General features: G+C 63.3%; 22 protein-coding genes. 7 read left to right on the forward strand and 15 right to left on the reverse strand.

Going from position 1 to position 23714, the window contains the following annotated elements; all coding sequences use genetic code 11:
- Positions 1-2 precede the first annotated feature (2 nt).
- The 4 genes from KVG91_RS26390 to KVG91_RS26405 are packed head-to-tail and all read right to left on the reverse strand — an operon-like array spanning position 3 to position 3884.
- Complete coding sequence (locus tag KVG91_RS26390) at positions 3-458, reverse strand: FAS1-like dehydratase domain-containing protein (RefSeq protein WP_169378395.1); 456 nt, start codon at positions 456-458, stop codon at positions 3-5.
- Positions 455-1681 (reverse strand): CaiB/BaiF CoA transferase family protein, encoded by a 1227-nt coding sequence (locus KVG91_RS26395; protein ID WP_169378394.1) that lies wholly within the window; start codon positions 1679-1681, stop codon positions 455-457. Before KVG91_RS26395 ends, KVG91_RS26390 begins: the two co-directional genes overlap by 4 nt.
- A 17-nt stretch (positions 1682-1698) precedes the next feature.
- Positions 1699-2595: a hydroxymethylglutaryl-CoA lyase gene (locus KVG91_RS26400; RefSeq protein ID WP_169378393.1), complete on the reverse strand. Its 897-nt coding sequence runs from the start codon at positions 2593-2595 to the stop codon at positions 1699-1701.
- 2 nt (positions 2596-2597) lie between these two features.
- Positions 2598-3884, reverse strand: a complete 1287-nt coding sequence (locus KVG91_RS26405) for a hydroxymethylglutaryl-CoA reductase, degradative (RefSeq protein ID WP_169378392.1) — start codon at positions 3882-3884, stop codon at positions 2598-2600.
- A gap of 134 nt (positions 3885-4018) precedes the next feature.
- Between KVG91_RS26405 and KVG91_RS26410 the strand changes: the two genes are divergently transcribed.
- Entirely contained in the window at positions 4019-5395 is a 1377-nt protein-coding gene (locus KVG91_RS26410) for an aminotransferase-like domain-containing protein (RefSeq protein WP_169378391.1), read from the forward strand.
- A gap of 1954 nt (positions 5396-7349) precedes the next feature.
- On the opposite strand, the gene KVG91_RS26415 is transcribed toward KVG91_RS26410, so the two are convergent.
- Entirely contained in the window at positions 7350-8417 is a 1068-nt protein-coding gene (locus tag KVG91_RS26415; RefSeq protein WP_169378879.1) for an NAD(P)-dependent alcohol dehydrogenase, read from the reverse strand.
- A gap of 148 nt (positions 8418-8565) precedes the next feature.
- Here KVG91_RS26415 and KVG91_RS26420 point away from each other — a divergent pair, with 148 nt between their 5' ends.
- The 3 genes from KVG91_RS26420 (at position 8566) to KVG91_RS26430 (ending at position 11756) form a co-directional block, all read left to right on the forward strand.
- Positions 8566-9462 (forward strand): VOC family protein, encoded by an 897-nt coding sequence (locus KVG91_RS26420; RefSeq protein WP_169378880.1) that lies wholly within the window; start codon positions 8566-8568, stop codon positions 9460-9462.
- Positions 9459-10850: an alginate export family protein gene (locus KVG91_RS26425; RefSeq protein WP_217894956.1), complete on the forward strand. Its 1392-nt coding sequence runs from the start codon at positions 9459-9461 to the stop codon at positions 10848-10850. Before KVG91_RS26420 ends, KVG91_RS26425 begins: the two co-directional genes overlap by 4 nt.
- Positions 10851-10937: 87 nt before the next feature.
- Positions 10938-11756, forward strand: coding sequence for an alpha/beta fold hydrolase (locus KVG91_RS26430; RefSeq protein ID WP_169376221.1), 819 nt, complete (start codon positions 10938-10940; stop codon positions 11754-11756).
- Positions 11757-11811: 55 nt separating this feature from the next.
- On the opposite strand, the gene KVG91_RS26435 is transcribed toward KVG91_RS26430, so the two are convergent.
- Positions 11812-12198 carry a DoxX family protein gene (locus tag KVG91_RS26435; RefSeq protein WP_169376220.1) on the reverse strand — a complete coding sequence of 129 codons (387 nt, stop codon included), beginning with the start codon at positions 12196-12198 and terminating at the stop codon, positions 11812-11814.
- Positions 12199-12363: 165 nt separating this feature from the next.
- On the opposite strand from KVG91_RS26435, the gene KVG91_RS26440 reads away from it, so the two are divergent.
- A complete protein-coding gene (locus KVG91_RS26440; RefSeq protein ID WP_169376219.1) occupies positions 12364-13362 on the forward strand; it encodes an NAD(P)H-quinone oxidoreductase in 999 nt (332 codons plus the stop codon).
- 279 nt (positions 13363-13641) lie between these two features.
- Here KVG91_RS26440 and KVG91_RS26445 read toward each other — a convergent pair whose 3' ends face one another.
- The 3 genes from KVG91_RS26445 to KVG91_RS26455 form a co-directional block, all read right to left on the reverse strand.
- Entirely contained in the window at positions 13642-14769 is a 1128-nt protein-coding gene (locus KVG91_RS26445; RefSeq protein WP_217894957.1) for an alkene reductase, read from the reverse strand.
- Positions 14770-14849: 80 nt separating this feature from the next.
- Complete coding sequence (locus tag KVG91_RS26450) at positions 14850-15527, reverse strand: type 1 glutamine amidotransferase domain-containing protein (RefSeq protein ID WP_169374776.1); 678 nt, start codon at positions 15525-15527, stop codon at positions 14850-14852.
- A complete protein-coding gene (locus KVG91_RS26455; RefSeq protein WP_169374775.1) occupies positions 15524-16153 on the reverse strand; it encodes a TetR/AcrR family transcriptional regulator in 630 nt (209 codons plus the stop codon). Before KVG91_RS26455 ends, KVG91_RS26450 begins: the two co-directional genes overlap by 4 nt.
- 173 nt (positions 16154-16326) lie before the next feature.
- Here KVG91_RS26455 and KVG91_RS26460 point away from each other — a divergent pair, with 173 nt between their 5' ends.
- On the forward strand, positions 16327-17271 hold the full coding sequence (locus KVG91_RS26460; protein WP_169374774.1) for a GlxA family transcriptional regulator: 945 nt from the start codon (positions 16327-16329) through the stop codon (positions 17269-17271).
- Here the strand turns inward: KVG91_RS26460 and KVG91_RS26465 are convergent.
- The 5 genes from KVG91_RS26465 to KVG91_RS26485 all read right to left on the reverse strand — a co-directional run bounded on the left by KVG91_RS26465 (position 17249) and on the right by KVG91_RS26485 (position 21466).
- Positions 17249-17755: a GNAT family N-acetyltransferase gene (locus KVG91_RS26465; protein ID WP_169374773.1), complete on the reverse strand. Its 507-nt coding sequence runs from the start codon at positions 17753-17755 to the stop codon at positions 17249-17251. The two genes, KVG91_RS26460 and KVG91_RS26465, sit on opposite strands and share 23 nt — an antisense overlap.
- Positions 17756-17974: 219 nt before the next feature.
- Positions 17975-18799, reverse strand: coding sequence for a sugar phosphate isomerase/epimerase family protein (locus tag KVG91_RS26470; protein ID WP_169374772.1), 825 nt, complete (start codon positions 18797-18799; stop codon positions 17975-17977).
- Position 18800: 1 nt separating this feature from the next.
- Positions 18801-20015: an NAD(P)/FAD-dependent oxidoreductase gene (locus KVG91_RS26475; protein ID WP_169374771.1), complete on the reverse strand. Its 1215-nt coding sequence runs from the start codon at positions 20013-20015 to the stop codon at positions 18801-18803.
- A gap of 2 nt (positions 20016-20017) precedes the next feature.
- Positions 20018-20338, reverse strand: a complete 321-nt coding sequence (locus tag KVG91_RS26480; protein ID WP_169374770.1) for a MocE family 2Fe-2S type ferredoxin — start codon at positions 20336-20338, stop codon at positions 20018-20020.
- Positions 20339-20371: 33 nt separating this feature from the next.
- Positions 20372-21466, reverse strand: a complete 1095-nt coding sequence (locus KVG91_RS26485) for a fatty acid desaturase family protein (protein WP_169374769.1) — start codon at positions 21464-21466, stop codon at positions 20372-20374.
- Between the two features lie 162 nt (positions 21467-21628).
- On the opposite strand from KVG91_RS26485, the gene KVG91_RS26490 reads away from it, so the two are divergent.
- Positions 21629-22672 (forward strand): LacI family DNA-binding transcriptional regulator, encoded by a 1044-nt coding sequence (locus tag KVG91_RS26490; protein WP_169374768.1) that lies wholly within the window; start codon positions 21629-21631, stop codon positions 22670-22672.
- Here KVG91_RS26490 and rtcA read toward each other — a convergent pair.
- A complete protein-coding gene (rtcA, locus tag KVG91_RS26495; protein WP_169374767.1) occupies positions 22669-23694 on the reverse strand; it encodes an RNA 3'-terminal phosphate cyclase in 1026 nt (341 codons plus the stop codon). The genes KVG91_RS26490 and rtcA overlap by 4 nt on opposite strands.
- Positions 23695-23714 lie beyond the last annotated feature (20 nt).

Consider the following 23714-nt stretch of genomic DNA (forward strand, 5'->3'; position numbering starts at 1 on the left):
GGTTATCTCGCTATCCGGGTCAGGTGTTCGATCACCAGCGGCTCGCCCGCCTCGTTCTCGAAACGGTTTTCGAACACCAGGAAAATCAAAGGGCCATCGCTGCCCTGCTTTTCGTGGATGTCCACCAGCGTCTGGCGGCAGACCAGCACATCACCGGGATAAATCCGCCGGTGCACCTGGTAGCGGCTGCCCCCCGCCAGAATGCGCTTGAGCGGCAATTCCGGCAGCAGCGGGTTGTCGGGGAAGTGGCCGTCTTCGCGCAACTGCTCCAGGGGCAATACCGGCATCAGCACGCTGAACAAAAACATCAACGGCGCTTCATCACCCGCCAGAAACCGTGCCTGGCGCTGGCCGGTGGCGACCGCATATTTGCGGATGTCCTGGCGGCTGACTTCAAAGCGCACCGGCGGCAACGCCAGGCCGATGCAGCCCATGATTGCCTCGGTGAGCAGGCTCAAATCACACCTCGCTCGACCAATTGGTCGTACTGGGCCTGGTCCAGGCCCAGCCATTGACGGTAAACCTGTTGGTTGTGCTGACCGACGCCGGGGGCACTGGAGCCCTTCTCGCGGGTGCCGCCGGAAAGCTTCACCGGGTTGCCAAACACCTCGAAATGCGCGCCCTGGCATTCGACGCTGATCACCATGTCCCGCTCGCGCACATGGGGATCGGCCACCACTTCGTCAATGCTCTTGATCGGTGACAGCGGGAATCGGTCGCCGGTCAGCGCCTCCAGTTCGGCCTTGGTGTAGGCCGCACACCAGCCTTCGACGATGGGCTTGACCCGACGCAGGTAAGTGGCTTGCTCGAAACGCTTGGCCATGGTGTCGATTTCGGGGTCGGTGGCCAGGGCCGCATCGCCGAAGGCATGGCAGGCCTCGCGCCAGAACTTGTCGGTGTAGGCACCAAAGAACACGAAGCCGTCCTTGCAGGCATAGCGGCCATAGGGTTTGACGAAGGGATGACCGTTGCCGGTAGGCCCGACCACTTCGCCGGTTTCGGTGTAGGTGACCAGAGCGTTTTCAGTCAGGGAGATGATCGAGTCCTGCTGGGACACATCGACCAGTTGCCCCTGCCCGCTGCGCTCGGCTTCACGCAAAGCGCCGAGGGTGCCAATCGCCGCGTACAGCGCCGCCGACAAATCCCCCAGCACCGTGCCGACGCGCATCGGTTCCTCGACCGTGCCATTCATCGACCACAAGCCGCCGGCGGCCTGGGCACTGCTGTCAAATGCCGGGCGTGAAGAGTTGGGCCCGTGCTGGCCGAAACCGCTGATGGCAGTGAACACCAGCGCCGGGTTGACCGCCTTGAGTACCGCATAGCCCAGGCCCAGCTTGTCCATGGTGCCGGGGCGGAAATTCTCGATGACGATATCGGCCTTGCGCACCATTTCAAGAAAGGTCGCCTTGCCGTCCGGGTGCTTGAGGTCCAGGCACACCGCGTGCTTGTTACGGTTGAACTGGGCGAAAAAACCACTGACCGGGGCGCTGGCGCTGCGGCTCATGGGCGGGAACTCGCGGGTCAGGTCTGGATCGGTGGGGTGTTCGATCTTGATCACGTGGGCGCCCATGTCCGCCAGCAGCATGGCGCAATAAGGCCCGGCCACGACGCGGGTCAGGTCGAGGATGGTGACGCCCTTGAGCGGGCCGAAGCCGGCCAGGGTGGTTGCAAGAGGGTTCATGGGTGCTCCGTTTATTGTTATTGGATGCGGGCGCGCACTGCCTGGGCGACCCGCGATGCGCCGCTGCGTTGCAGCTGGCTATCAATAAAGACGCCTACCTCAATCAATTTTGCAAGGTCGACGCCGGTGGCGACGCCTTGCCCTTCAAACAGGTACACCAGCTCTTCGGTCGCCACGTTGCCCGTGGCGCCCGGCGAATAGGGGCAACCGCCCAAGCCCGAGACGGAACTGTCGAACACCCGCACACCGGCCTGCCAGGCGGCCTGCACATTGGCCACCGCCATGCCGTAGGTGTCATGGAAATGCCCGGCCAGGGCGCCGAGCGGCACCGCGTCGGCGCAGGCCTGGATCAACCGCGTGGTCGCGCCCGGCGTGCCGGTGCCGATAGTGTCACCCAGGCTGACTTCATAGCAGCCCATGGCATACAGGGCTTGGGTGACCACAACCACCTGCTCGACGGGCACCGCACCGCTAAACGGACAGCCGAGCACACAGGACACGTAGCCGCGCACGGCAACGCCCGCCTCCAGGGCCCTGGCCAGCACCGGTTCGAAGCGCTCCAGGCTCTGGGCGATCGAGCAATTGATATTCTTCTGCGAAAACGCCTCGGAGGCCGCCGCAAACACCGCCACCTCGCGGCAACCGGCGGCCAGGGCCATGTCCAGGCCTTGCAGGTTCGGCACCAGCGCGGTGTACGTCACACCGGGGCGCTGGCCGAGGCCGCGCAGCACCGCGTCCGAGCCCGCCATCTGCGGCACCCAGCGCGGCGACACGAATGCGCCCGTCTCGATGCTGCGCAAACCGGCGTCGGCCAGGCGCTCCACCAAGGCTATGCGGGTGTGCACCGGCAGGCATCGGGCTTCATTCTGCAAGCCATCCCGCGCGCCCACTTCCACCAGCCTGACGTGGTCCATGCTCACTGACCGCGCTTATCAAGCAGCAACGCACGCGCACTGTCGGCGCGCACGTCGTGAGTGGCCACCATGCGTTCGACCAGCCACTGCACTTCGTCTCCCCGAGCGCCGGCCGAGAGCGCCACATTGCGCGCATGCAACGCCATATGCCCGCGCTGGATGCCTTCGGTGGCCAGGGCGCGCAAGGCACCGAGGTTCTGTGCCAGGCCCACGGCGACAGCAATTTCGCCCAGCTCCTGGGCGGTTTTCACGCCAAGAATGCGCAGCGACAATTGCGCCAGCGGATGGGTCTTGGTGGCGCCGCCGACCAGGCCCAAAGGCATTGGCATTTCCAGGGTGCCCACCAAGTGGCCCTGGCTGTCTTTTTCCCAGGTGGTCAGCGAACCGTAATGGCCGCTGCGACAGGCATAGGCATGTGCGCCCGCTTCGACAGCGCGCCAATCATTGCCGGTGGCGACCACCAACGGGTCGATGCCATTCATGATGCCCTTGTTGTGGGTGGCCGCGCGGTACGGGTCGATGGCGGCAAAGGCATAGGCGTCGATCACGCCCTCGATCACCTCTTCGCCGCTGTACTCGGCGGTGGCCAGGTGTTCCGGGGCGATGCGCAGTTGTGCGCGGCACAGGCGCAGGTCGGCGAGGTTGGACAGGATGCGCAAGCGCACCTTGCCGCCGGTGATACGCTCCATCAGCGGCGCCACGGCCTCGGCCATGGTGTTGACCGTGTTGGCGCCCATGGCGTCGCGCACATCGACGATCAGGTGCGCCACCAGCATCGGCCCGCGCGGGCTGTCGGCAAAGGTATGCACTTCGATGTCCCGGCAACCGCCGCCCAGGGTGTTGAGCAACTGATCCTTGCTGTTGGCCAGGGCGATGATTTCGTCTTTATTGCGCAACAGGCTCAAACGCGCGTTGAACGGGTCGCTGATGCCGATGATCTGCACCTGCGCGCGCATCAGCGGTGCGCTGCTCGAGGTCTGGAACCCCCCGGCCGGGCGCGTCAGCTTGGCCATGAACGACGCGGCGGCGACCACCGAAGGCTCTTCCACCACCAGCGGGATCACCACATCGCGACCGTTGATGCAAAAATTGCTGGCGACGGCATACGGCAGTTCGAATTTGCCGATGACGTTCTCGATCATGCCGTCGGCGATTTCCAGCGGCAGCGCACCGGCATCGCGCAGCAGCGCCAGGTCTTCGTCGCTCAAGCCGAGCAAGGGCTGCAGGTGCTCAAGGCGCTGGCTGGGAGTGAGGCTGCGGAAGTTCGGCAAGCGGGAATCGATAGGCATTCGGGGCTCCTCAAGGAGTCATTTGTTATTGGATGCCCTCAAATTGCCCCATCTGTAGCCCTTAAAGAAGGTACAGTTTTGCCGGACAGTTCAGCCACTGTACCCATAACAAGAGCCCCAGAAGGAATTGCAGCATGTCGCGCCCGACCCTCGCGCACCAGGTGGCCAGCGCCATCGCCCAGCAGATTACCGATGGCGCGCTCAAGGCTGGCGAAAAGCTGCCGTCGCTGCGCGAATACATGCGCCTGCATGGGCATTCAAAGAACACGGTGATCACCGCCTACGAGCACTTGGCCGCCGACGGTCTGATCGAGGCGCGCCACGGCCAGGGCTTTTTCGTGATCAAGCGCGTGGCGCATACCAGCGAAGAAGAAGACAGCCAGCCCTACAACCGAGCCCTGGACACCATCTGGATGATGCGCCAGCAGTTCGTGCGCGACCCGGGCCATTCCCACCTGGGCGAAGGCTTTCCCCCCGTGGAATGGCTGATGGACATGCGCCTGGACAAGTTTCACCGCCAGGTCGTGCGTGCCGGCGTGACCACGCTGTTTCGCTACGGCACGCGCCTGGGCAACGCCGGCCTGCGCGCGCGCCTGGTACAGAAGCTGGCGGACTACGCGCTGCCCGTTTCGCCCCGGCAACTGGTGACCACCCTGGGCGCCAACCACGCCATGGACTTGATCATCCGGCGGTACCTCAACCCCGGCGATCCGGTACTGGTGGAAGACCCGGGCTACTACCCGCTGTTCGGCAAGCTGCAATTGCAAGGCGCACGCATGTTCGGCGTGCCCCGCGAGCCGGATGGGCCGAACCTGCAGGCGTTGGAACAGTTGATCAAGACCCATCGCCCGCGCCTGTTCTTTTTGCAGTCCATTGGCCATAACCCCACCGGCTCGGACCTGTCGCCGGCCAAGGCGCACCAACTGCTGCGCATTGCCGAGACCTACGACCTGCTGCTGGTGGAGAACGACGCAATGGCCGACTTCAAGCCCAGCTCAGCGATCAAGCTGTCGGCCCTCGACCAGCTCAACCGCACGCTGTACGTGGGCAGTTTTTCCAAATCGGTATCGGCAGCGCTGCGCGTGGGGTTTATCGCCGGCAGCAAACAACGCGTGGAGGAATTGGCGGATATCAAGATGATCCTGCACAACAGCGGCGCCGAATACAGCGAGCGCACCATTGACGTGATCCTGGGCGAAGGGCAGTTCCTGCGGCACCTGTCGCGCCTGCAAGACCGCCTGCGCCACGCCACCGCGCGCGGCCTCGACTTGCTCGACGAACTCGGCGCCGAGGTATTTTGCCGCCCCGAACAGAGCCTGTACCTGTGGGCGCGCTTCCCGCATATCGAAGACGCCAACGCCCTCACCCGACACTGCCTGACCCAAGGCGTAATGCTGGCGCCGGGCTCGATCTTCTCGACCCAACCCAAAAGCACATCCCCCTGGACGCGGTTGAACGTGGCGTACCTGGATGACCCGGTGTTTTGCCGGGTTATTCGCGAGCTGCGATAGCCCGAAGTTGGCACTTGATCCTTTGGGAGTTGTCGAGCTTTAGCGAGGCTGCGAAAGCGGTGGGTCAGGCGATGAAGATGCCAGCAGTACCGCCGCCTTCGCAGCCTCGCCGGGGCTCGACAGCTCCCACAGTTGAGCTGCGTCGCGGCTGAGATTGCGGCAGCCGCTAAACCGCAAATCCAGCGTACACAGCCGATCCCCTGTGGGAGCTCTCGAGCTTTAGCGAGGCAGCGATAGCGGTGTGTCAGGCGATAAAAATGTTGGCAATGCCGCCGCCTTCGCAGCCTCGCCGGGGCTCGACAGCTCCCACAGTTGAGCTGCGTCGTGGCTGAGATTGCGTCAGCCGCTAAACCGTAAATCCAGCGTACACAGCCGATCCCCTGTGGGAGCTGTCGAGCTTTAGCGAGGCAGCGATAGCGGTGGGTCAGGCGATAAAAATGTTGGCAATGCCGCCGCCTTCGCAGCCTCGCTGGGGCTCGACAGCTCCCACAGTTGAGCTGCGTCGCGGCTGAGATTGCGGCAGCCGCTAAACCGCAAATCCAGCGTACACAGCCGATCCCCTGTGGGAGCTCTCGAGCTTTAGCGAGGCAGCGATAGCGGTGTGTCAGGCGATAAAAATGTTGGCAATGCCGCCGCCTTCGCAGCCTCGCCGGGGCTCGACAGCTCCCACAGTTGAGCTGCGTCGTGGCTGAGATTGCGTCAGCCGCTAAACCGTAAATCCAGCGTACACAGCCGATCCCCTGTGGGAGCTGTCGAGCTTTAGCGAGGCAGCGATAGCGGTGGGTCAGGCGATGAAAATGCCAGCAGTACCGCCGCCATCGCAGCCTCGCCGGGGCTCGACAGCTCCCACAGTTGAGCTGCGGTGCGGCTCAAATTGGGCCAGTCGCTAGACCGCAAATCCAACCCACACAGCCGATCCCCTGTGGGAGCTCTCGAGCTTTAGCGAGGCAGCGATAGCGGTGTGTCAGGCGATAAAAATGTTGGCAATGCCGCCGCCTTCGCAGCCTCGCCGGGGCTCGACAGCTCCCACAGTTGAGCTGCGTCGTGGCTGAGATTGCGTCAGCCGCTAAACCGTAAATCCAGCGTACACAGCCGATCCCCTGTGGGAGCTGTCGAGCTTTAGCGAGGCAGCGATAGCGGTGGGTCAGGCGATGAAAATGCCAGCAGTACCGCCGCCATCGCAGCCTCGCCGGGGCTCGACAGCTCCCACAGTTGAGCTGCGGTGCGGCTCAAATTGGGCCAGTCGCTAGACCGCAAATCCAACCCACACAGCCGATCCCCTGTGGGAGCTCTCGAGCTTTAGCGAGGCAGCGATAGCGGTGGGTCAGGCGATGAAAATGCCAGCAGTACCGCCGCCATCGCAGCCTCGCCGGGGCTCGACAGCTCCCACAGTTGAGCTGCGGTGCGGCTCAAATTGGGCCAGTCGCTAGACCGCAAATCCAACCCACACAGCAATCCCCTGTGGGAGCTCTCGAGCTTTAGCGAGGCTGCGATAGCGGAGTGTCAGGCGAAGAAAATGCCAGCAATGCCGCCGCCATCGCAGCCTCGCCGGGGCTCGACAGCTCCCACAGTTGAGCTGCGGTGCGGCTGAGATTGCGTCAGCCGCTAAACCGCAAATCCAACCAACACAGCCGATCCCCTGTGGGAGCTCTCGAGCTTTAGCGAGGCAGCGATAGCGGTGTGTCAGGCGATAAAAATGTTGGCAATGCCGCCGCCTTCGCAGCCTCGCCGGGGCTCGACAGCTCCCACAGTTGAGCTGCGTCGTGGCTGAGATTGGGCCAGCCGCTACAACGCAAATCCAACCCACACAGCCGATCCCCTGTGGGAGTTCTGGAGCTTTAGCGAGGCTGCGAAAGCGGAGTGTCAGGCGATAAAAATGCCAGCAATGCCGCCGCCTTCGCAGCCTCGCTAAAGCTCGACTGTTCCCCCATAGGGCAGTGCCGCAGCCGTGTGATCAAGCGGCGTGGCTTTCCTTCTTCAGGCTGTCCATATCAATCACAAACCGGTACTTCACATCGCCCTTGAGCATCCGTTCATACGCTTCGTTGATGCCTTGGATATCGATCATCTCGATGTCCGAGACAATCCCGTGTCTGGCACAGAAATCGAGCATGTCCTGGGTCTCCTGGATGCCGCCGATCAACGAACCGGCCAGGCTGCGGCGTTTGAAGATCAGGTTGAACACCGTCGGCGACGGGTGCGGGCTGTCGGGCGCGCCGACCAGGGTCATGGTGCCGTCGCGCTTGAGCAGGTTGAGGAAGGCGTCGAGGTCGTGCGGGGCGGCGACGGTGTTGAGGATGAAGTCGAGGCTGTTGGCAACCTTGGCCATTTCGTCCGGGTTCTTCGACACCACCACCTGATCGGCGCCCAGGCGCAAGCCGTCTTCGCGCTTGTTGGGCGAGGTGGTGAACAACGTGACATGGGCGCCCATGGCATGGGCAATTTTCACCGCCATATGGCCGAGGCCACCGAGACCGACCACACCGACTTTCTTGCCGGGGCCCACCTTCCAGTGGTGCAGCGGCGAATAGGTGGTGATGCCCGCGCACAGCAGCGGCGCGACGGCGGCCAGGTTGGCGTCGTCGTGGGAAATGCGCAGGACGAACTTCTCCTTGACCACGATGCTGTCGGAATACCCGCCAAAGGTGTTTTCACCACCGAACACCGGACCGTTGTAGGTGCCGGTAAACCCGTTTTCGCAATACTGCTCCTCGCCTTCGGCGCAGGAGGCGCAGTGCTGGCAGCTGTCAACCATGCAGCCGACGCCGGCCAAATCACCGACCTTGAACTTGCTGACATTGCCACCTACCGCCGTGACGCGACCGACGATCTCGTGGCCGGGCACGCTGGGATACAGGGTGTTGTTCCACTCGTTACGCGCGGTGTGCAGGTCGGAGTGACAGACACCGCAGTAGAGAATATCGATCTGCACGTCGTCAGCCCCCGGCGCGCGGCGCTCGAAGGTAAAAGGCTTGAGAGAATCCTTGGCGTTCTGGGCGGCGTAGCTGTAAGTCTTGGCCATTTCGTTCACCTGTGAAATCGGATACTGGAAGTCAGATGACCGGCCTGGACGCTGAATCGTTCAATCAAGCACGCCCGTACAATTCGCCCCGCTGGCGCGTCCCTAAGCTCACGGCTTTCGATCCTAGGCATAGCGCTGGAGAGTAAGCATGTGTAAACGCGTGATTAAGGTTTCCCTGGCCCTGACCTTGCTGGCCGGCCAGATCATGGGCAGCGCATTCGCCGCAACACCCGCAGTCGCCGTGGCGCCGCAATACGACACCAGCCACGTCTACGTCGCGCCGACGGATGTCGACCGCTTTGCCCAGAGTTTCCTGGCGACCTTTGGTGGCAAAAGCACAGCCCAGGTGGTGGTGAACGTGCTGCCGGTGCCGAGCAGCACCACCTCGCAATTGCTGCAGACGCCGGCCGGCACGGTGTCGCTGTTTGGTTTCACCACCCCGATCCCGCACCCGTTCGGCCAGGAGCGCAACGGCTACCTGGTCAAGGATATGGACGTCGCGCTCAAGGCCGCCCGTGAAAACGGTGCAGCGGTGATCGTCAGCGACTTCCCCGACCCGATCGGGCGTGATGCGGTGGTGCAGTGGCCGGGCGGTGTGAACATGCAGCTCTACTGGCACACCAAGACCCCGGACTACGCGGCGTTCCAGACCGTGCCGGAAAACCGCGTGTACCTCAGCGCAGACCGCGCCGATGCCTTTATCAAATCCTTTATGGGCTTCTCCCACGGCAAAGTCCTGGCCGATGACAAGCACGCTCCTGGCGTCGATATCGGCCAAGGCGGTGGCAGCTATCGCCGTGTCGACATTGAGTCGCCGTTCGGGCGCATGGCGGTGCTGGTCACCAACGGCCACCTGCCCTACCCGTTCGGCCACGAGACCACAGGCTATCAAGTGGCTGACCTGACGGCCACCCTGGACAAGGCCACCGGCTCCGGCGCCAAAGTGCTGGTGCCCGCCTTCGACAGCAAAGGCCGGCGCAGCGCATTGGTCGAGTTCCCGGGCGGCTACGTCGCGGAAATTCATCAGCTCAACGCGGCAAAATGAAGCGTCGTGCAGGCTGGAGCCTGGCCGTGCTGTGGCCGCTGCTCGCCGGCAGCGTCCACGCCGACGAACAAGCGACACGCCCGGCGATCAAGGCCAACCGTTGGCAGGAAGACTGGTCGGTGCTGCAAAACCCGGCGCTGCGCACGCAACCGGGGGACAGCTTGAAGTACATCCCGTTGTCGAGTGCCGATCCGTTCACCTACCTGTCCCTGGGCGCGACCTTGCGCGAACGCTTCGAGATGAACGATGCCAGTGGTTTCGGCGTGCACGACGTGAAGCGCGATCGCTACCTGATCCAGCGTTTCCAGGTGCATGCCGACCTGCACCTGAACCGCAACTGGCGGGTGTTTACCCAGCTCGAAGACGCGCGCGCCTACGACAAAACCACGATTGGTGGCGCCGACCAGAACCGCGTCGACCTGCGCCTGGCCTTTGCCGAGTACGTCAATGCCTTCAGCAGCGGCACGCTGAAGGCACGGCTCGGGCGCCAGGATTTCGCCTTCGACCTGCAGCGCTTCATCTCATCGCGGGACGGCCCGAATGTGCGGCAATCCTTCGATGCGCTGTGGGCCGACTGGGAGACCTCCAACTGGCGCTTCATCGGCATTGCCAGCCAGCCGGTGCAATATCAGGACGAACGGCATTTCGACGACAAGTCCAACAGCGACGCGCGCTTTCACCTGGTGCGGGTCGAGCGCCTGGTGGGTGGCAAGAACGAACTGTCGGCCTACTACGGCGTGTATGAACGCAGCGCCGCGCACTACCTGGACGCGGACGGCGACGAGACCCGCCATCTGTTCGACGCACGCCTGGGCGGCGCGGCCAGGGGTTTTGACTGGGACATCGAAGCGATGCTGCAAAGGGGTTCGGTGGGCAGCAAGGACATTCGCGCCTGGGCCGGCGGCAGTCGCACCGGCTACACCTTTGACAGCCTGGCCTGGAAGCCGCGCGCGGGCCTGCAACTGGACATCGCCTCGGGTGACCGTAAGGCAGGCGATGGCAGCGTCGGCACGTTCAACCCGCTGTTCCCCAATGGCTACTACTTTTCCCTGGCGGGCTACACCGGCTACAGCAACCTGATTCACGTCAAGCCGTCGATCACCGTCAAGCCGATCGACAGGCTCAGCGTGCAAACCGCCATTGGCCTGCTCTGGCGCCAGACCACCGACGATGCCGTGTACACCCAGCCTAACCTGCCGGTGGCCGGAACGGCGGGCCAGGGTGATCGCTGGACCGGTGCCTACGCACAACTGCGCACCGACTATGTGTTCAGCCCCAACCTCACCGGCGCCGTCGAGGCCGTGCACTACGACGTCGGCCAGACCCTGCGCGATGCCGGTGGTGGTGACAGCGATTACCTGGGGGTCGAGCTTAAATTCAGTTGGTGACCCCAACCAAGCACACCCATACAAGCCCGGCGTACGCTTTACACCAATAGTAACGCTGAGTTTTTTCCCGCTACCAAGGAGTTTTCCATGAGCACATTTGTTGCCAAAGACGGTACCCAGATCTACTTCAAGGACTGGGGCAGCGGTAAGCCCGTACTGTTCAGCCACGGCTGGCCGCTGGATGCCGACATGTGGGAATACCAGATGGAATACCTGAGCAGCCGCGGCTTTCGCACCATTGCGTTCGACCGTCGTGGTTTCGGCCGCTCGGACCAGCCGTGGACCGGTAACGATTACGACACCTTCGCCGACGACATCGCGCAGTTGATCGAACACCTGGACCTCAAGGACGTCACCCTGGTGGGCTTCTCCATGGGCGGCGGCGACGTCGCCCGCTACATCGCACGCCATGGCAGCGCCCGTGTCGCCGGCCTGGTACTGCTGGGCGCGGTGACGCCGCTGTTCGGGCAGAAACCGGATTACCCGCAAGGCGTGCCGACTGAAGTGTTCGACGGCATCAAGGCCGGGCTGTTGAAGGACCGTGCGCAGTTCATTGCTGACTTCAACACACCGTTCTTCGGCATCAACAAGGGCCAGAAAGTCTCCGAAGGCGTGCTGACCCAGACCCTGCAAATTGCCTTGCTGGCGTCGCTCAAGTCGACAGTGGATTGCGTCACCGCCTTCTCCGAGACCGACTTCCGCCCGGACATGGCCACAATCGACGTACCGACCCTGGTCATTCATGGTGATGGCGACCAGGTCGTGCCATTCGAGACCACCGGCAAAGCGGCCGCCGCTGCGATCAAGGGCGCCGAGCTGAAAGTCTACAAGGACGCGCCGCATGGCTTCGCCGTGACCCATGCCCAGGCCCTGAATGAAGACCTGCTGGCATTCCTCAACCGCTGAAAACCCTGCACCACCCTCTCCTTATTTCGGCCGGGCTTGCCCGGCCTTTTTTTGCTCAGGAGAAATGTCGGCCGACCACCAGGCGACCCGGCCCGCTGATCAGCAACGTGGTGAAGATAATCAGCAGCAACCAGCCAAACTGCCCTTCGAACAGCGACCACTGCGGATGCACCACCAACATGGCGATCAACAACACTGCCAGGATCGGCAAGCACGCCAGGCGCACCAGCACCCCGGCGATGATCAGCAGCGGGCACAGCACTTCGGCAAAAATCGCCAGAGACAGCGTGATGTGAGCGCCCAGGTGGAACGGGTCCTCGATCAGTTTCAGCTGCTCGCTGTAGTCCAGTAATTTGGGCAATCCATGGACCCATACCAGGAACAGCGCCGCGCTGCCCCGCAGGAACAACAGCCCCAGGTCCTGACTTCTTGATTCATTCATAGATGCTCTCTGTAGGTTGACGATCTATCAACGTCGATTGTGTCGCCAGAGACACGCACAAAATTGCATATCTGTGCTGAGCCAGGAATGGGGCATGATTGCGCTGAACCGCCGGCCGCTCGACACGGTCCCAACCCATACGTTCAACGTTGCAGGTAATCTGAAATGACGCTTCCTCAAGAAATGACCCTGATCGAAATCACCGCCCCCGGCGGTCCCGAAGTGCTGCAACCGCGCCGGGCCGATGTGCCGGTGGCAGGCCCGGGCGAGATCCTGATCCGCGTGCATGCCGCTGGCGTCAATCGCCCTGATGCCTTGCAACGCGCCGGCAAGTACCCGATGAAACCCGGCATGAGCCCGATTCCAGGCCTGGAAGTGGCGGGTGAAGTGGTGGCGCTGGGCGATGGCGTGAGCGAATACGCTATCGGTGACAAGGTCTGCGCCCTGACCAATGGCGGCGGTTACGCACAGTTTTGCAGCGTGCCGGCCAGCCAGGCCCTGCCGATCCCCGAGGGCATGGACTGGATTCAAGCCGCCGCCGTGCCGGAAACCTTCTTCACCGTCTGGGCCAACCTGTTTGGTCTTGGCGGGGCACATACAGGCCAACGCGCCTTGATCCACGGTGGCACCAGCGGCATCGGTACGACCGCGTTGATGCTGTGCCGTGAATTCGGCATCCAGGCGTTCGCCACCGCCGGCAGTGCCGACAAGTGCGCGGCGATCGCCCAGTTGGGTGCCGAGCCGATCAATTACCGTGAGCAGGACTTTGCCGAAGTCATCGCCCAGAAAACCGATGACAAGGGCGTGGATGTGATCCTCGATATCATGGGCGCCTCCTACCTGAACAACAACCTCAAGGCCCTGGGCATGGACGGGCACCTGGTGATGCTCGGTTTCCTCGGTGGTGGCAAAGCCAATGACGTGGACCTGCTGAGTATCCTGGGCAAACGTGCCGTGATCACGGGGTCACTGCTGCGCGCGCGCACCAGGGAAGAAAAAGCCGCGATTGCCGACCAACTGCGCGAGTACGTGTGGCCGGTACTGACAGCCGGACGCTGCCTGCCGATCATCGACAAAGTGTACGAATACACCGACGCCGCCCAGGCCCATGCGCGGATGGAGGGTGGCGATCATATCGGCAAGATTGTGTTGCGGGTGGAGTAATACCGACCCAAGCCTTGTGACAACCCAATGTGGGCGCTGGCTTGCCTGCGATGGCCCTAGGTATCTACACATTTAGTAGTGAGCGGGCTTGTCCCGCGCTGGGTGGCGAAGCCGCCCCAATAAAGACACCGCGCAGGTTGAGACAAACGCAATTCGCCTGGTTTGGGGCGGCTTCGCCACCCAGCGCGGGACAAGCCCGCTCACTACAGAGAGATTTGTCAGCTCTTGGAAGTTGTGTAGATACCCATGTTGTGATGGCGGTGTGTTAGCGCAACCTTTCTACCGCTCGGTGTACACCGGGTAATCGGTATAACCCTCTGTACCGCCCCCATACATCCCTTCCGTACGCAGCGGGTTCAGCGGCCAGCCGTTGAATATCCGCTGTGGCAGATCCGGGTTGGCAATGAACGGTCGCCCGAACGCAATCAGGTCCGCGAGCCCTGCTTCTACCAACTGAGCGCCGCGCTCGGCGGTGTAGCGGCCGGCATAGATGATCCGCCCACTGAAGGTCTCGCGCACTGCGCGGCGGAACGACTCGGGCAACACAGGGGCGTTATCCCAGTCGGCTTCGGCAATGGACACGTAGGCGATGCCGGACGCTTGCAGCACCTTGATCGCTTCGATGTAGGTGTGGTGCGGGTCTTCTTCCACCAGGCCGATGTACACCCGGTCCTGGTCGGTGCCACTGAACAATGGTGAAAACCGCACGCCCAGGCGCTCCGGCCCGACGACGGCCGTCACGGCTTCGACGATCTCGCGCAGGAAACGCAGGCGGTTCTCCAGGGAGCCGCCATATTCATCATCGCGCTGGTTGGCGTGGGCCGAGATGAACTGGTTGACCAGGTAACCGTTCGCCGAGTGGATTTCCACCCCATCAAACCCCGCATCCAGCGCATTGCGTGCCGCCTGTGCGTAGTGCTCGATCAATTCCTCGATCTCCAGGACGCTCAATGCACGCGGCACTGGCGGCTGCTTCAGCTCACCCGCGCCTGGCGCGGTTTCGATAAAGGCCTTCGCCTGCAGCGCCTGGATCGCGGAGGGTGCAACCGGCGCAGCGCCGTCAGGCTGCAGGGCGTTATGCGACACCCGGCCGACGTGCCACAGCTGGGCAAAGATCACCCCGCCTTCGGCATGCACCGCGTCGGTGACTTTGCGCCAGCCGTCGATCTGTGCCGGGCTGTAGATGCCCGGCGTCCACGCATAACCCTGGCCACGCGGTTCAATCTGCGTGCCTTCGCTGACCATGAAACCGGCACCGGCACGCTGGCGGTAATACTCGGCCATCAAGTCGGTGGCGATATCACCGGGTTGGGCGCTGCGCTGGCGCGTCAACGGCGGCAGCACGATACGGTTGTCGAGTAGGTGGTGACCCAGTTTTACCGGGGTGCTCAAAATAGTGTGAGTCATCTAAGGTTTTCCAAATGGCGGACGCGCTGAAGCATTGGCGACTTATGCAAGTCGCCAACGAATCAAGCGGTTTGATTAATTTACGCGGTGAGTTTCAGCAGGGCTTTAGCCACGTCGCTGGAACTGCCGGGGTTTTGCCCGGTGACCAGCAAACCATCGGTGATCACAAAGGATTGCCAGTCAGCGCCCTTCTCGTAGTGGCCGCCAAGTTGCTTGAACTCATCTTCAATCAGGAACGGCACCACGTCGGTCAATTGCACCGCGGCTTCTTCCGAATTGGAGAAACCAGTCACACGGCGGCCCTTGACCAGCGGCTCGCCATTGACCGCCTTGACGTGACGCAGGGCGCCCGGTGCATGGCAGACAAAGCCGATCGGCTTGCCGGCACGTTCGAAAGACTCGATCAGCGCGATCGAGACGGGCGATTCCGCCAGGTCCCACAGCGGACCATGGCCGCCTGGGTAGAACACGGTGTCGAAGTCGTCGGCGTTGACGCTATCGAGCTTCAGCGTGGTGGCCAGGGCCTGTTGCGCGGCCGGGTCGGCGGCGAAACGGTGGGTCTGTTCGGTCTGGAAGTCCGGCTGGTCGCTCACCGGGTCCAACGGCGGCTGGCCGCCGGCCGGAGAAGCCAGCACCACGTCGGCGCCGGCGTCCTTGAACGCGTAATAAGGCGCGGCAAACTCTTCAAGCCAGAAGCCGGTCTTGCGCCCGGTATCGCCGAGCTGGTCGTGAGAGGTCAGTACCATTAATACTTTCATTTTCCAGTGCCTCGATAGGTAAGAGTGTCGGTGTGCTCAGGCTGGCCCAACAACTGTCGGGTCAACCGCAGCGCCTCGTCGAAAGGCGCCGATGTACGGGTGATCTTGCTCATGACGCTGGTCCCCAACCACAACGCATACAGGCGCTGGGCCAGGCTCTCGGGGTGTTGCGCAAGCGTTACCGAGCCGTCTTCGATGCCCGCCTGCAAGGCCTTGGCGAGCAACCCGATGGTGCGTGCGGTACCGCGCTGCAGGGCCAGGCGCATCGGCTCTGACAGGTCTGACACCTCGGCACCCAGTTTGACGGCAAGGCATTTGCCCGCGTCGGTGCAGCCGGTCTGGTTGTCGATCCAGCAGTCCCAATAGCGCATCAACTTGGCGTGCTGGGTTAAACCCGGCTGGTCGAACAGTTGCTGCATGCCGTGCACATAGTGGTCGAAGTAGTGGTCGAGCAGCACAACGCCGAACGCATCCTTGGAGTTGAAGTAGTGATAAAACGAACCCTTGGGCACGGCGGCGGCTTGCAGTATTTCGTTCAGGCCCACCGCGGAGAATCCCTTGCGCCCGACAATCAACTGCGCCGTGTCCAGAATGGCCTGCCGTGCGCTTTTAGTTTCGCTGTTCATGCTTCACTCCATCCGATTAGACCAGTCGTCTAGTTCGTTGAGGGGATGTTAGGAGCCGGGAAAAATTCGCACAATGTCAGATGCGCAAGGATTTCGGACATGCCGCAAAGGCAGTTGCCGTTTACCCGGCACGCGCCGACAATCGCCTCTCCCGCACCCCTTGGAGAATGACGATGCACAGCGTTGCGCTGATGGTTTACCCGAACTTCCAGTCCCTGAGCCTCAGCCTGGGTTCGGTGTTCGAGTGCGCGAACCTGCTGCGCGGCGAGCCGGCCTATGAGTTTCACCTGGTGTCGGAGAGCGGCGGCGCGGTGATGACCTCCCAGGGGTTTTCGGTGAATACCACACCGATCCGGCCCGAGGGTTACGACACACTGATTGTCAGTGGTTACCTGGAATTCCGCCTGCCGGAAGCCAACCTGCTGGAGCTGGTCAAGGCCGCGTCCGCCCAGTCGCGACGGGTTGCCTCGCTGTGCATGGGTATTTTCGTGCTGGCCGAGGCCGGCCTGCTGGAGGGCAAGCGCACCACCACGCACTGGATTCACGCCCCGGCGTTTCGCAAGCGCTACCCGCACATACGCCTGGAAGAAGACAAGCTGTTCATCGTCGACGGCCAGGTGTGGACCGGCGCCGGCATGAGCGCCGGCGTGGACTTGGCGTTGGCCATGGTGGAAAACGACCTGGGCGGCGACCTCGCCCGGCGCATTGCACGCAAGCTGGTGATCGCCCAACGCCGCGGCAGTGAACAGTCGCAGTTGTCGGCGCTGCTGGAGCTGGACCCCAAGTCAGACCGCGTGCAACTGGCCCTGGCCTACGCCCGCGAGAACCTGACCCACGACCTCTCGGTGGAGGCCCTGGCCGATGTCGCCCGGCTCAGCCCGCGCCAGTTCAGCCGGGTGTTTCGCGAAGAAACTGGACAAACGCCGGCCAAGGCCATCGAATCCCTGCGGGTGGAGGCCGCCCGGTCGATGATGGAAACCAGTCGCCACCCGGTCGAGGTGGTCGCCCGCGAAACCGGGTTTGGCGACCGCGAGCGCATGCGCCAGGCGTTCCTGCGCGCCTTCGGGCAGCCGCCGCAGGTGATGCAGCAGGCGTTTAATGCAGCGACACCCGCGTAATCAGGTAACTCACCAGTTGCGGCTCGTCCCCCAGCTCAAGCGTCTGCACCGGGCGCGGCAGGTTATCCAGCACCGAGCGCCAGAATGCCTGGGACACTTCATCCTGGTCATAAAAGCGCACCAGCCAATCGGCCGCGCCGCTGCACAGCACTTGGCTGGCGATGGCACGGCCGATGCCTTTGCGCCGATAGCGCTTGAGGATGAACAGGTCTGCCAGTTCCAGTGCGTCGATCCCCGGCAGTTCGCTGCCCTCGATCAGCAGGAAACCGGCGATATAGCCGTCGACCAACAGCAGGTTGGCGCTCCATTGCGGGTCCTGCCAATAACGGTTCAGGTGCTCGTCATGGATGTAGAAACGGCCGTCCGCCTCGACATCCTCCTGCTCCCAGTCCGAGGACTCGTAGGCGTAATACTGGTAGAGATTGCGGATCAGCTCGGCGGCTTCAGGGCCGGTCTGGATCAATTCGACGGTGGTTTCAGGCATGGGACCCTCAGTGGAAAAACGCAGGGCGCCATTGTTCACAAATCGCGGGGACAGTCCAGTACAGCGGTCAACCTTTTGCTGGCTGTAGTGAGCGGGCTTGCCCCGCGCTGGGTGGCGAAGCCGCCCCAAACCAGGCGACTCGGTATTATCGGGAACTCGGCGGTGTCTTAGTTGGGGCGGCTTCGCCACCCAGCGCGGGACAAGCCCGCTCACTACAGTTCAGGGCAATGTCTGGCAGCTTTGCCACACCTGTCGGATCAACGTCTGCATCTGCAGCGCTTCGGCCCAGCGATCACTGATCTCACGGCCATCCGCGCCGGTGATCGCATAGGGCGGCGGGCCCAGTTCGCAGGTGAACGCCAGGCTCTGCGGCGTCTCGGGCCGGGCCAGCCAGTCTTCGATGCCGTAGCGCCACCACGCGGTGAACCGCTGCACCCAGGCCTGATGCTGCGCAAAGTCCAGCGACACCTGGACCTGTTCGCTGCTGGCCACGCGGCCATGGAAACCCCAGCTGTGGCGCAGGATGGTGCGGATCTGTTCATCGTCTTCGGCCGCGCCAGGCTCCGGCAGTTCGCGGCCGACCACGTAGTGGGACAGGTCGGCCAAGAGTTTCAAGTCGGGCATCTGGGCCAGCAGGTCGAGGGTGAACAGCAGGTCGTTGGTGAGCCGGTAGCGGTGGGTTTCGAGCAGGACCGGAAAATCCACCTGTTCAGCCAGGCGTTGCCAGCCCTCCACCAGCCGCGCGGCTTCGGCCTGGGTGCGCGGGCGCACGTCGGCTTGCAGCGTGAGGTGGTGACAGCCAAAGCGGCTGATCACTTCCAGCGCGGCCGCCAGGTCATCCACCGATTGCGGAAACAACTGGCCTTCGATCTGCAAGCCCCTGGCCGAGGCGGCGGCGTGCAAGCGCGCCACCTCGGCGGGTTGCCAGTAGTGGTCGGTAATGCCATCGAAACCGGCGGCCTTGATGCGGTCGAGTTGAGCTTCGAGGGGGCCGGGTTCGGTTTGCATGGCCCACAGGGATTGGAACACCAGGAATTGGCGCATATCAGCCTCGCAGCAGGTGTTTGAGGGACAGCTCGGGGTTGGCCAGGCTGGCGCTATCGAGTGGCAGACGCGCGCTGATCAGGCGTTCGCAGAGCTTGATGTCCTTGGCCACACTGTTGCCCCGCGCCCAACCGCAGGCGCCTTGCAAATGGCAATCGGTATCCAGGTAGAACAGCAACAGGCCACCGTCGGGCAAGGTGCGGCTGACCGTCAAGGGCGTGCTCACGCCCACGGTCTGCAAGCCCCAGTCGTACTGGTCGGACCAGAAACCGGGGAGCGCCTCGAACGCTGCTTCACGCCCCAGCAGGCCCAGCGCCGCATGCCGGCCCTGGGCTTCGGCGTTGCGCCAGGTTTCCTGGCGCTGGTAGAGGCCGCCGAGACGAAACTCGCACACGTCGCCGGCGGCGTAAATGTCGGGCGCGCTGGTGCGCAACTGCGCGTCCACGCGAATGCCCTGCCCAACGTCCAGCCCGGCCGCCGCGGCCAGTTCGACATTAGGCTGCATGCCGATGCCCACCACCACCCGATCACAGGGCAGCCGCTGCCCGTCCGCCAGCAGCACCGCGTCGGCCTGGATGGATTCCAGCGTCACATTCAAACGCACGTCGACCCCATGCTGACGATGCAACTCCAACAGCGCCTGGGAGATAACCGGCGGCAACGCCCTGCCCGCCAAGCGCGGCCCGGCTTCGAGCACTGTCACTTCACAGCCCAGGCCACGTGCGGTGGCGGCCACTTCCAGGCCGATAAAGCCACCGCCCACCACCACCAGCCGCGTGCCGGGTTGCAATGCACTGCGCAACGCCAGCGCTTCATCATGGGTGCGCAGGTAAAGCACATGGGCCTGCTCCTGGGGCAACCGGCGCGCCCTGCCCCCGGTGGCCAACAGCAGGCCGGCATACGGCAGCCACTGCCCGTCATTGAGTTGCAGTCGATGGTGTTGCGGGTCCAGATGAATCACCGGCTTGCCTGCGATGTGCTCGATGCCCAGTTCGGCCAGCCGCGCGCTGTCGCACAAACTGCACCCAGCCAGGTCCGCGGTACCCTGCAACACGCCCTTGGACAGCGGCGGGCGCTCGTAGGGCAAGTGCGGTTCATCGCCGATCAGGATCAGCCGCCCGGCGTAGCCTTCTTCGCGCAAGGTCAGCGCCGCACGGCCACCGGCATGCCCGGCGCCGACGATGATCAAAGCTTGGTTTGCAAGCGCTTCGTTCATGGTCAGGCCGTGACAGCGAGCAACACCCGCCCCGCTTCGACCCGCACCGGGTAGGTCTTGAGGTTGACGCACACGGGCGCGCCCATGGCCTGGCCGTTGCGGTAATCGAAGCGCCCGTTGTGCTTGGGGCACTCGATGATGTGGTCCATCACCAGGCCGTCGGCCAGGTGGACGTTTTCGTGGGTGCACAGGCCAGCGGTAGCGAAAAACTGGTTGTCCGCCGAGCGATACACCGCATAGGTGTGCGCCCCGTGGTCGAAGCGCAGCACGTCTTCTTCGTCTATTTCGCCCACGGCGCAGACGTCGATCCATTGATCGTTCATGGCGTTTTCTCTTGTTATTTTATTGGGTGGGATTCAGCTGGCAGTGGCTTCTGCCCGCACCGCGGTATTGGCGGCCGGTTCGGCGCGCGCGCGGATCGGGCGCTGGATGAAATGGCTGGGGTCGCTGCGCTGTTTCCAGATCGTCGGCAGGATTTCCTTGTACGCCTCGAACAGGTTGGCGTACGGCGGCGGGCAATCGTCGCGGATTTCTTCGTGCAGTTGCGCCAGGGCGTGGTACGGCACCATCGGGTACATGTGGTGTTCGAGGTGGTAGTTCATGTTCATGTAGAGAAAGCGCAGCACGCGGTTCATGTAAATGGTGCGGCAGTTGCTGCGGTGGTCCAGCACGTCTTCGGCCAGGCCCACGTGCTGGGTCAGGCCGAACAGGTAGCCCAGCCAGGCGCCGTAGAGGCTGGGCAGGCCGACCAGCATCAGCGGCAACCAGCTGTGAACGTACAAGGCGGTGCCGATGAGCAGCGCATAGAGGCCGACCCAGATGCGCGCCGCGCGAAACACCTTGGGCCATTCGGAGGCGGGGATGAAGTCAGCCTCCTGGGCGCTCATCCGGCCGACGGCATGGCGCGCGACGCCGCTGAACGTCTTCCAGGCCAGGGGCAGGTTGAACAGGCTGAGAAACATCATCAGCAAGCTCGGCGGGCGCGGCTCGACGATCTCCGGGTCTCGCCCGACGACGATGGTGTCGGTGTGATGGCGGGCATGGCTCCAGCGCCAGACATGGGGTTCGAAGATGCACATGAAACTGGCGACCTGGTACAGCACATCGTTCATCCAGCGGGTCTTGAACGCCGTGCCGTGGCCGGTTTCGTGCCAGCGCGGGTTGGACGCGGTGCCGTACAACACGCCATAGGCCATGAAGAACGGCACGCAGGCCCAGGTGCCCCAGAACCAGTAGCCGCCAAAACCGCTGGCGAACAGGGCGATGACCCACAGGGCGGTGTCGAGCAAGGCCGGGGCATCGCGGCGTTGCATCAGTTCTTTCATGCGTTTGCGCGGGATGGGCGACTGGTACCACTGGGCCGAGACCAGGCCTTTATCGAAGGCGCGGGCGGCTTCGGGGCCTGTGAGGCTGTAGTCGCGCCGGGCGGTATGAGCGGTGTATTTAGACATTGTTATTGTTCTCCGCAAGCGGGTGATTTCTTGTGCTGTACGAAACAGACGATAGAGAACGGCTTATTCGCCTTCAAGGCCTTGAATCCATTCCCTATCAAGCTATCATCCAGGCCCAGCGAGGTTTGATAGTTTTCTATCAAGACGCTCAAAGGGCTTGTCATGAACAACAAAAAGCGCCCAACCATCGCCACCGTCGCCGCCCATGCCGGGCTCAGCGTGGCCACCGTCGACCGCGTATTGAATGCGCGTGCGCCGGTCAATCCGCAGACCGCCGAACAGGTGGTCCAGGCCGCCGAGGCCGTGGGTTATTTTGCGGCGCGGTTGATCGGCCAGCGCATCCGCGAACGCCGGCCGACCTATCGTTTCGGCATCCTGCTGCTGGCCACCGCCCAGGCGTTCTACGCGGGCCTGGCGCAGGCGATCAGCGAGGCCGCCGAGCAACATGCCGGCGCCAACCTGAGCTGCGAGTTCGAATACATCACTGATCGCACCCCCGCCGCCATCGTCGCGCAGATCGAACACCTGGCCGTGAAGTGCGACGGGCTCGCGGTGGTCAGCTTTGCCCATCCGCTGATCAACGCCTGCCTGGCGCAGATCCGCACGGCCGGCGTGCCGGTGGTGGCCTTGCTCTCGGACATTCACGAACGCGCCGATGAACCCTACGTAGGCCAGGACAACCATGTGGTCGGCCGCACCATGGGCTGGCTGCTCGCGCGCACCTGTGGCGCAAGCAAAGGCAGCGTGGGAATCCTGCTCGGCGGCCATCGTTTTCTCGGCCACCACGCGCGGGTCAAAGGCTTGCACGGCTACCTGGCGGAACACGCGCCCGGGCTCAAGCCGCTGGAGCCGTTGATCAACCTGGATAACTGCGACATCACCGAAGAGGCCACCCTCGACCTGATCAGCCGCCACCGCGACCTGCGCGGCCTGTGCGTGGTGGGCGGCGGCGGTGATGGCATCATCAGCGCCCTGGCGCAATTGCCCAAGCGCCCGGCGTTGTGTTGCATCCTGCAGGAGTCGACCGAGCTGTCGCGCCAGGCGCTGGGCCGAGGCCTGGTGGATGTGGTGATCGATTCCCAGCCAAGGCCCACCGCCACGGCGCTGGTGGCGTTGATGGTAGAACTGCAGAGCGCCGAAGCATTCGACCCGGCGCGGCATCGGGTATACATACCGCCGCACATCGTGACTTCGGAGAACCTCTAGCGGGCGCGGCACTCGATCAGCAAGCCGCCCTCTTCGCGCACGTGGCTGTCGATCACCACGGGCAGGAAGCGCTGGATCACGCGCATATTGCTGTGCAGATGGTCACTCATGTGCGACGTGGTGAAACGACCGCCACCGGCCAATGCCATCGGCAACAGCAATTGATCGGCCAGGTGCTCGCCCACCGCCGTGTCGGTTGCTTGCCACGCCATGGCCTGGTCGATCGCCTGGTCGGCCACGGTTTCGGCGCGCAGGTTGGTCAGGCCGAAGGCGCTGAACACTTCAGTGACATGGGCGTGGACGTATTCCAGCATCAGCACATTGCCAGGACCTTGAAGGGGGTCAATCTCGACCGGCAGGCACTGTGCGGCGTCGAATGGCAAACGCTGGCGCACACGCTTGAACTCGCGCTCGCCGACCTGGGCCGGCAACCCGGCGTTGAGCGTTATCGCACGGGCTTCGAGCAGGTTGCCGCGCTGCATCAGCTGTAACGGTGCCAGCACACTGGGCTGGATAAACGCCTCCAACTCACCGCCACCGGCGGGCACAAAGCCATAACGGTTCAGATTCAATTCGATCCGCGCGCCCATGCCTCGCAACAGCGGCAGCCAGGCACGCTGCAGGAAGTCCACGGGCGGCGCCAACGGGTTATGGGTGCCGCCGCAGATCGTCACGCGGCTGGTGTTGGGCGCACACAGTAAAGCCGGCAGCACGGTCTGCAACACCAGGGTGCAACTGCCGGCCGTGCCGATGGCGAAGCGGTAGTCACCGCCTTGAATCGGCCCAGGCGCGAATACCAACGCCTGCGAGCCCAATTGCGCACCGTACACCTTGGCCCCGCAGACTTGCGCCGCCGCCAGTACGGCGGTCAGGTGCTGGCGCATCAAGCCCGGCCGACTGCGCCTGGCGCGAATATTTTTGATACTCAGGGTCCGGCCGGTCACCATCGACAGACTCAGGCCACTGCGCAATACCTGGCCACCGCCGATGGCGCCGTCGAGTTCAATCACGTCCTGTTGCATAGTCATCCTTAAGCGGGTGG

The organism is Pseudomonas azadiae, assembly GCF_019145355.1.
GTDB classification, from domain to species: domain Bacteria; phylum Pseudomonadota; class Gammaproteobacteria; order Pseudomonadales; family Pseudomonadaceae; genus Aquipseudomonas; species Aquipseudomonas azadiae.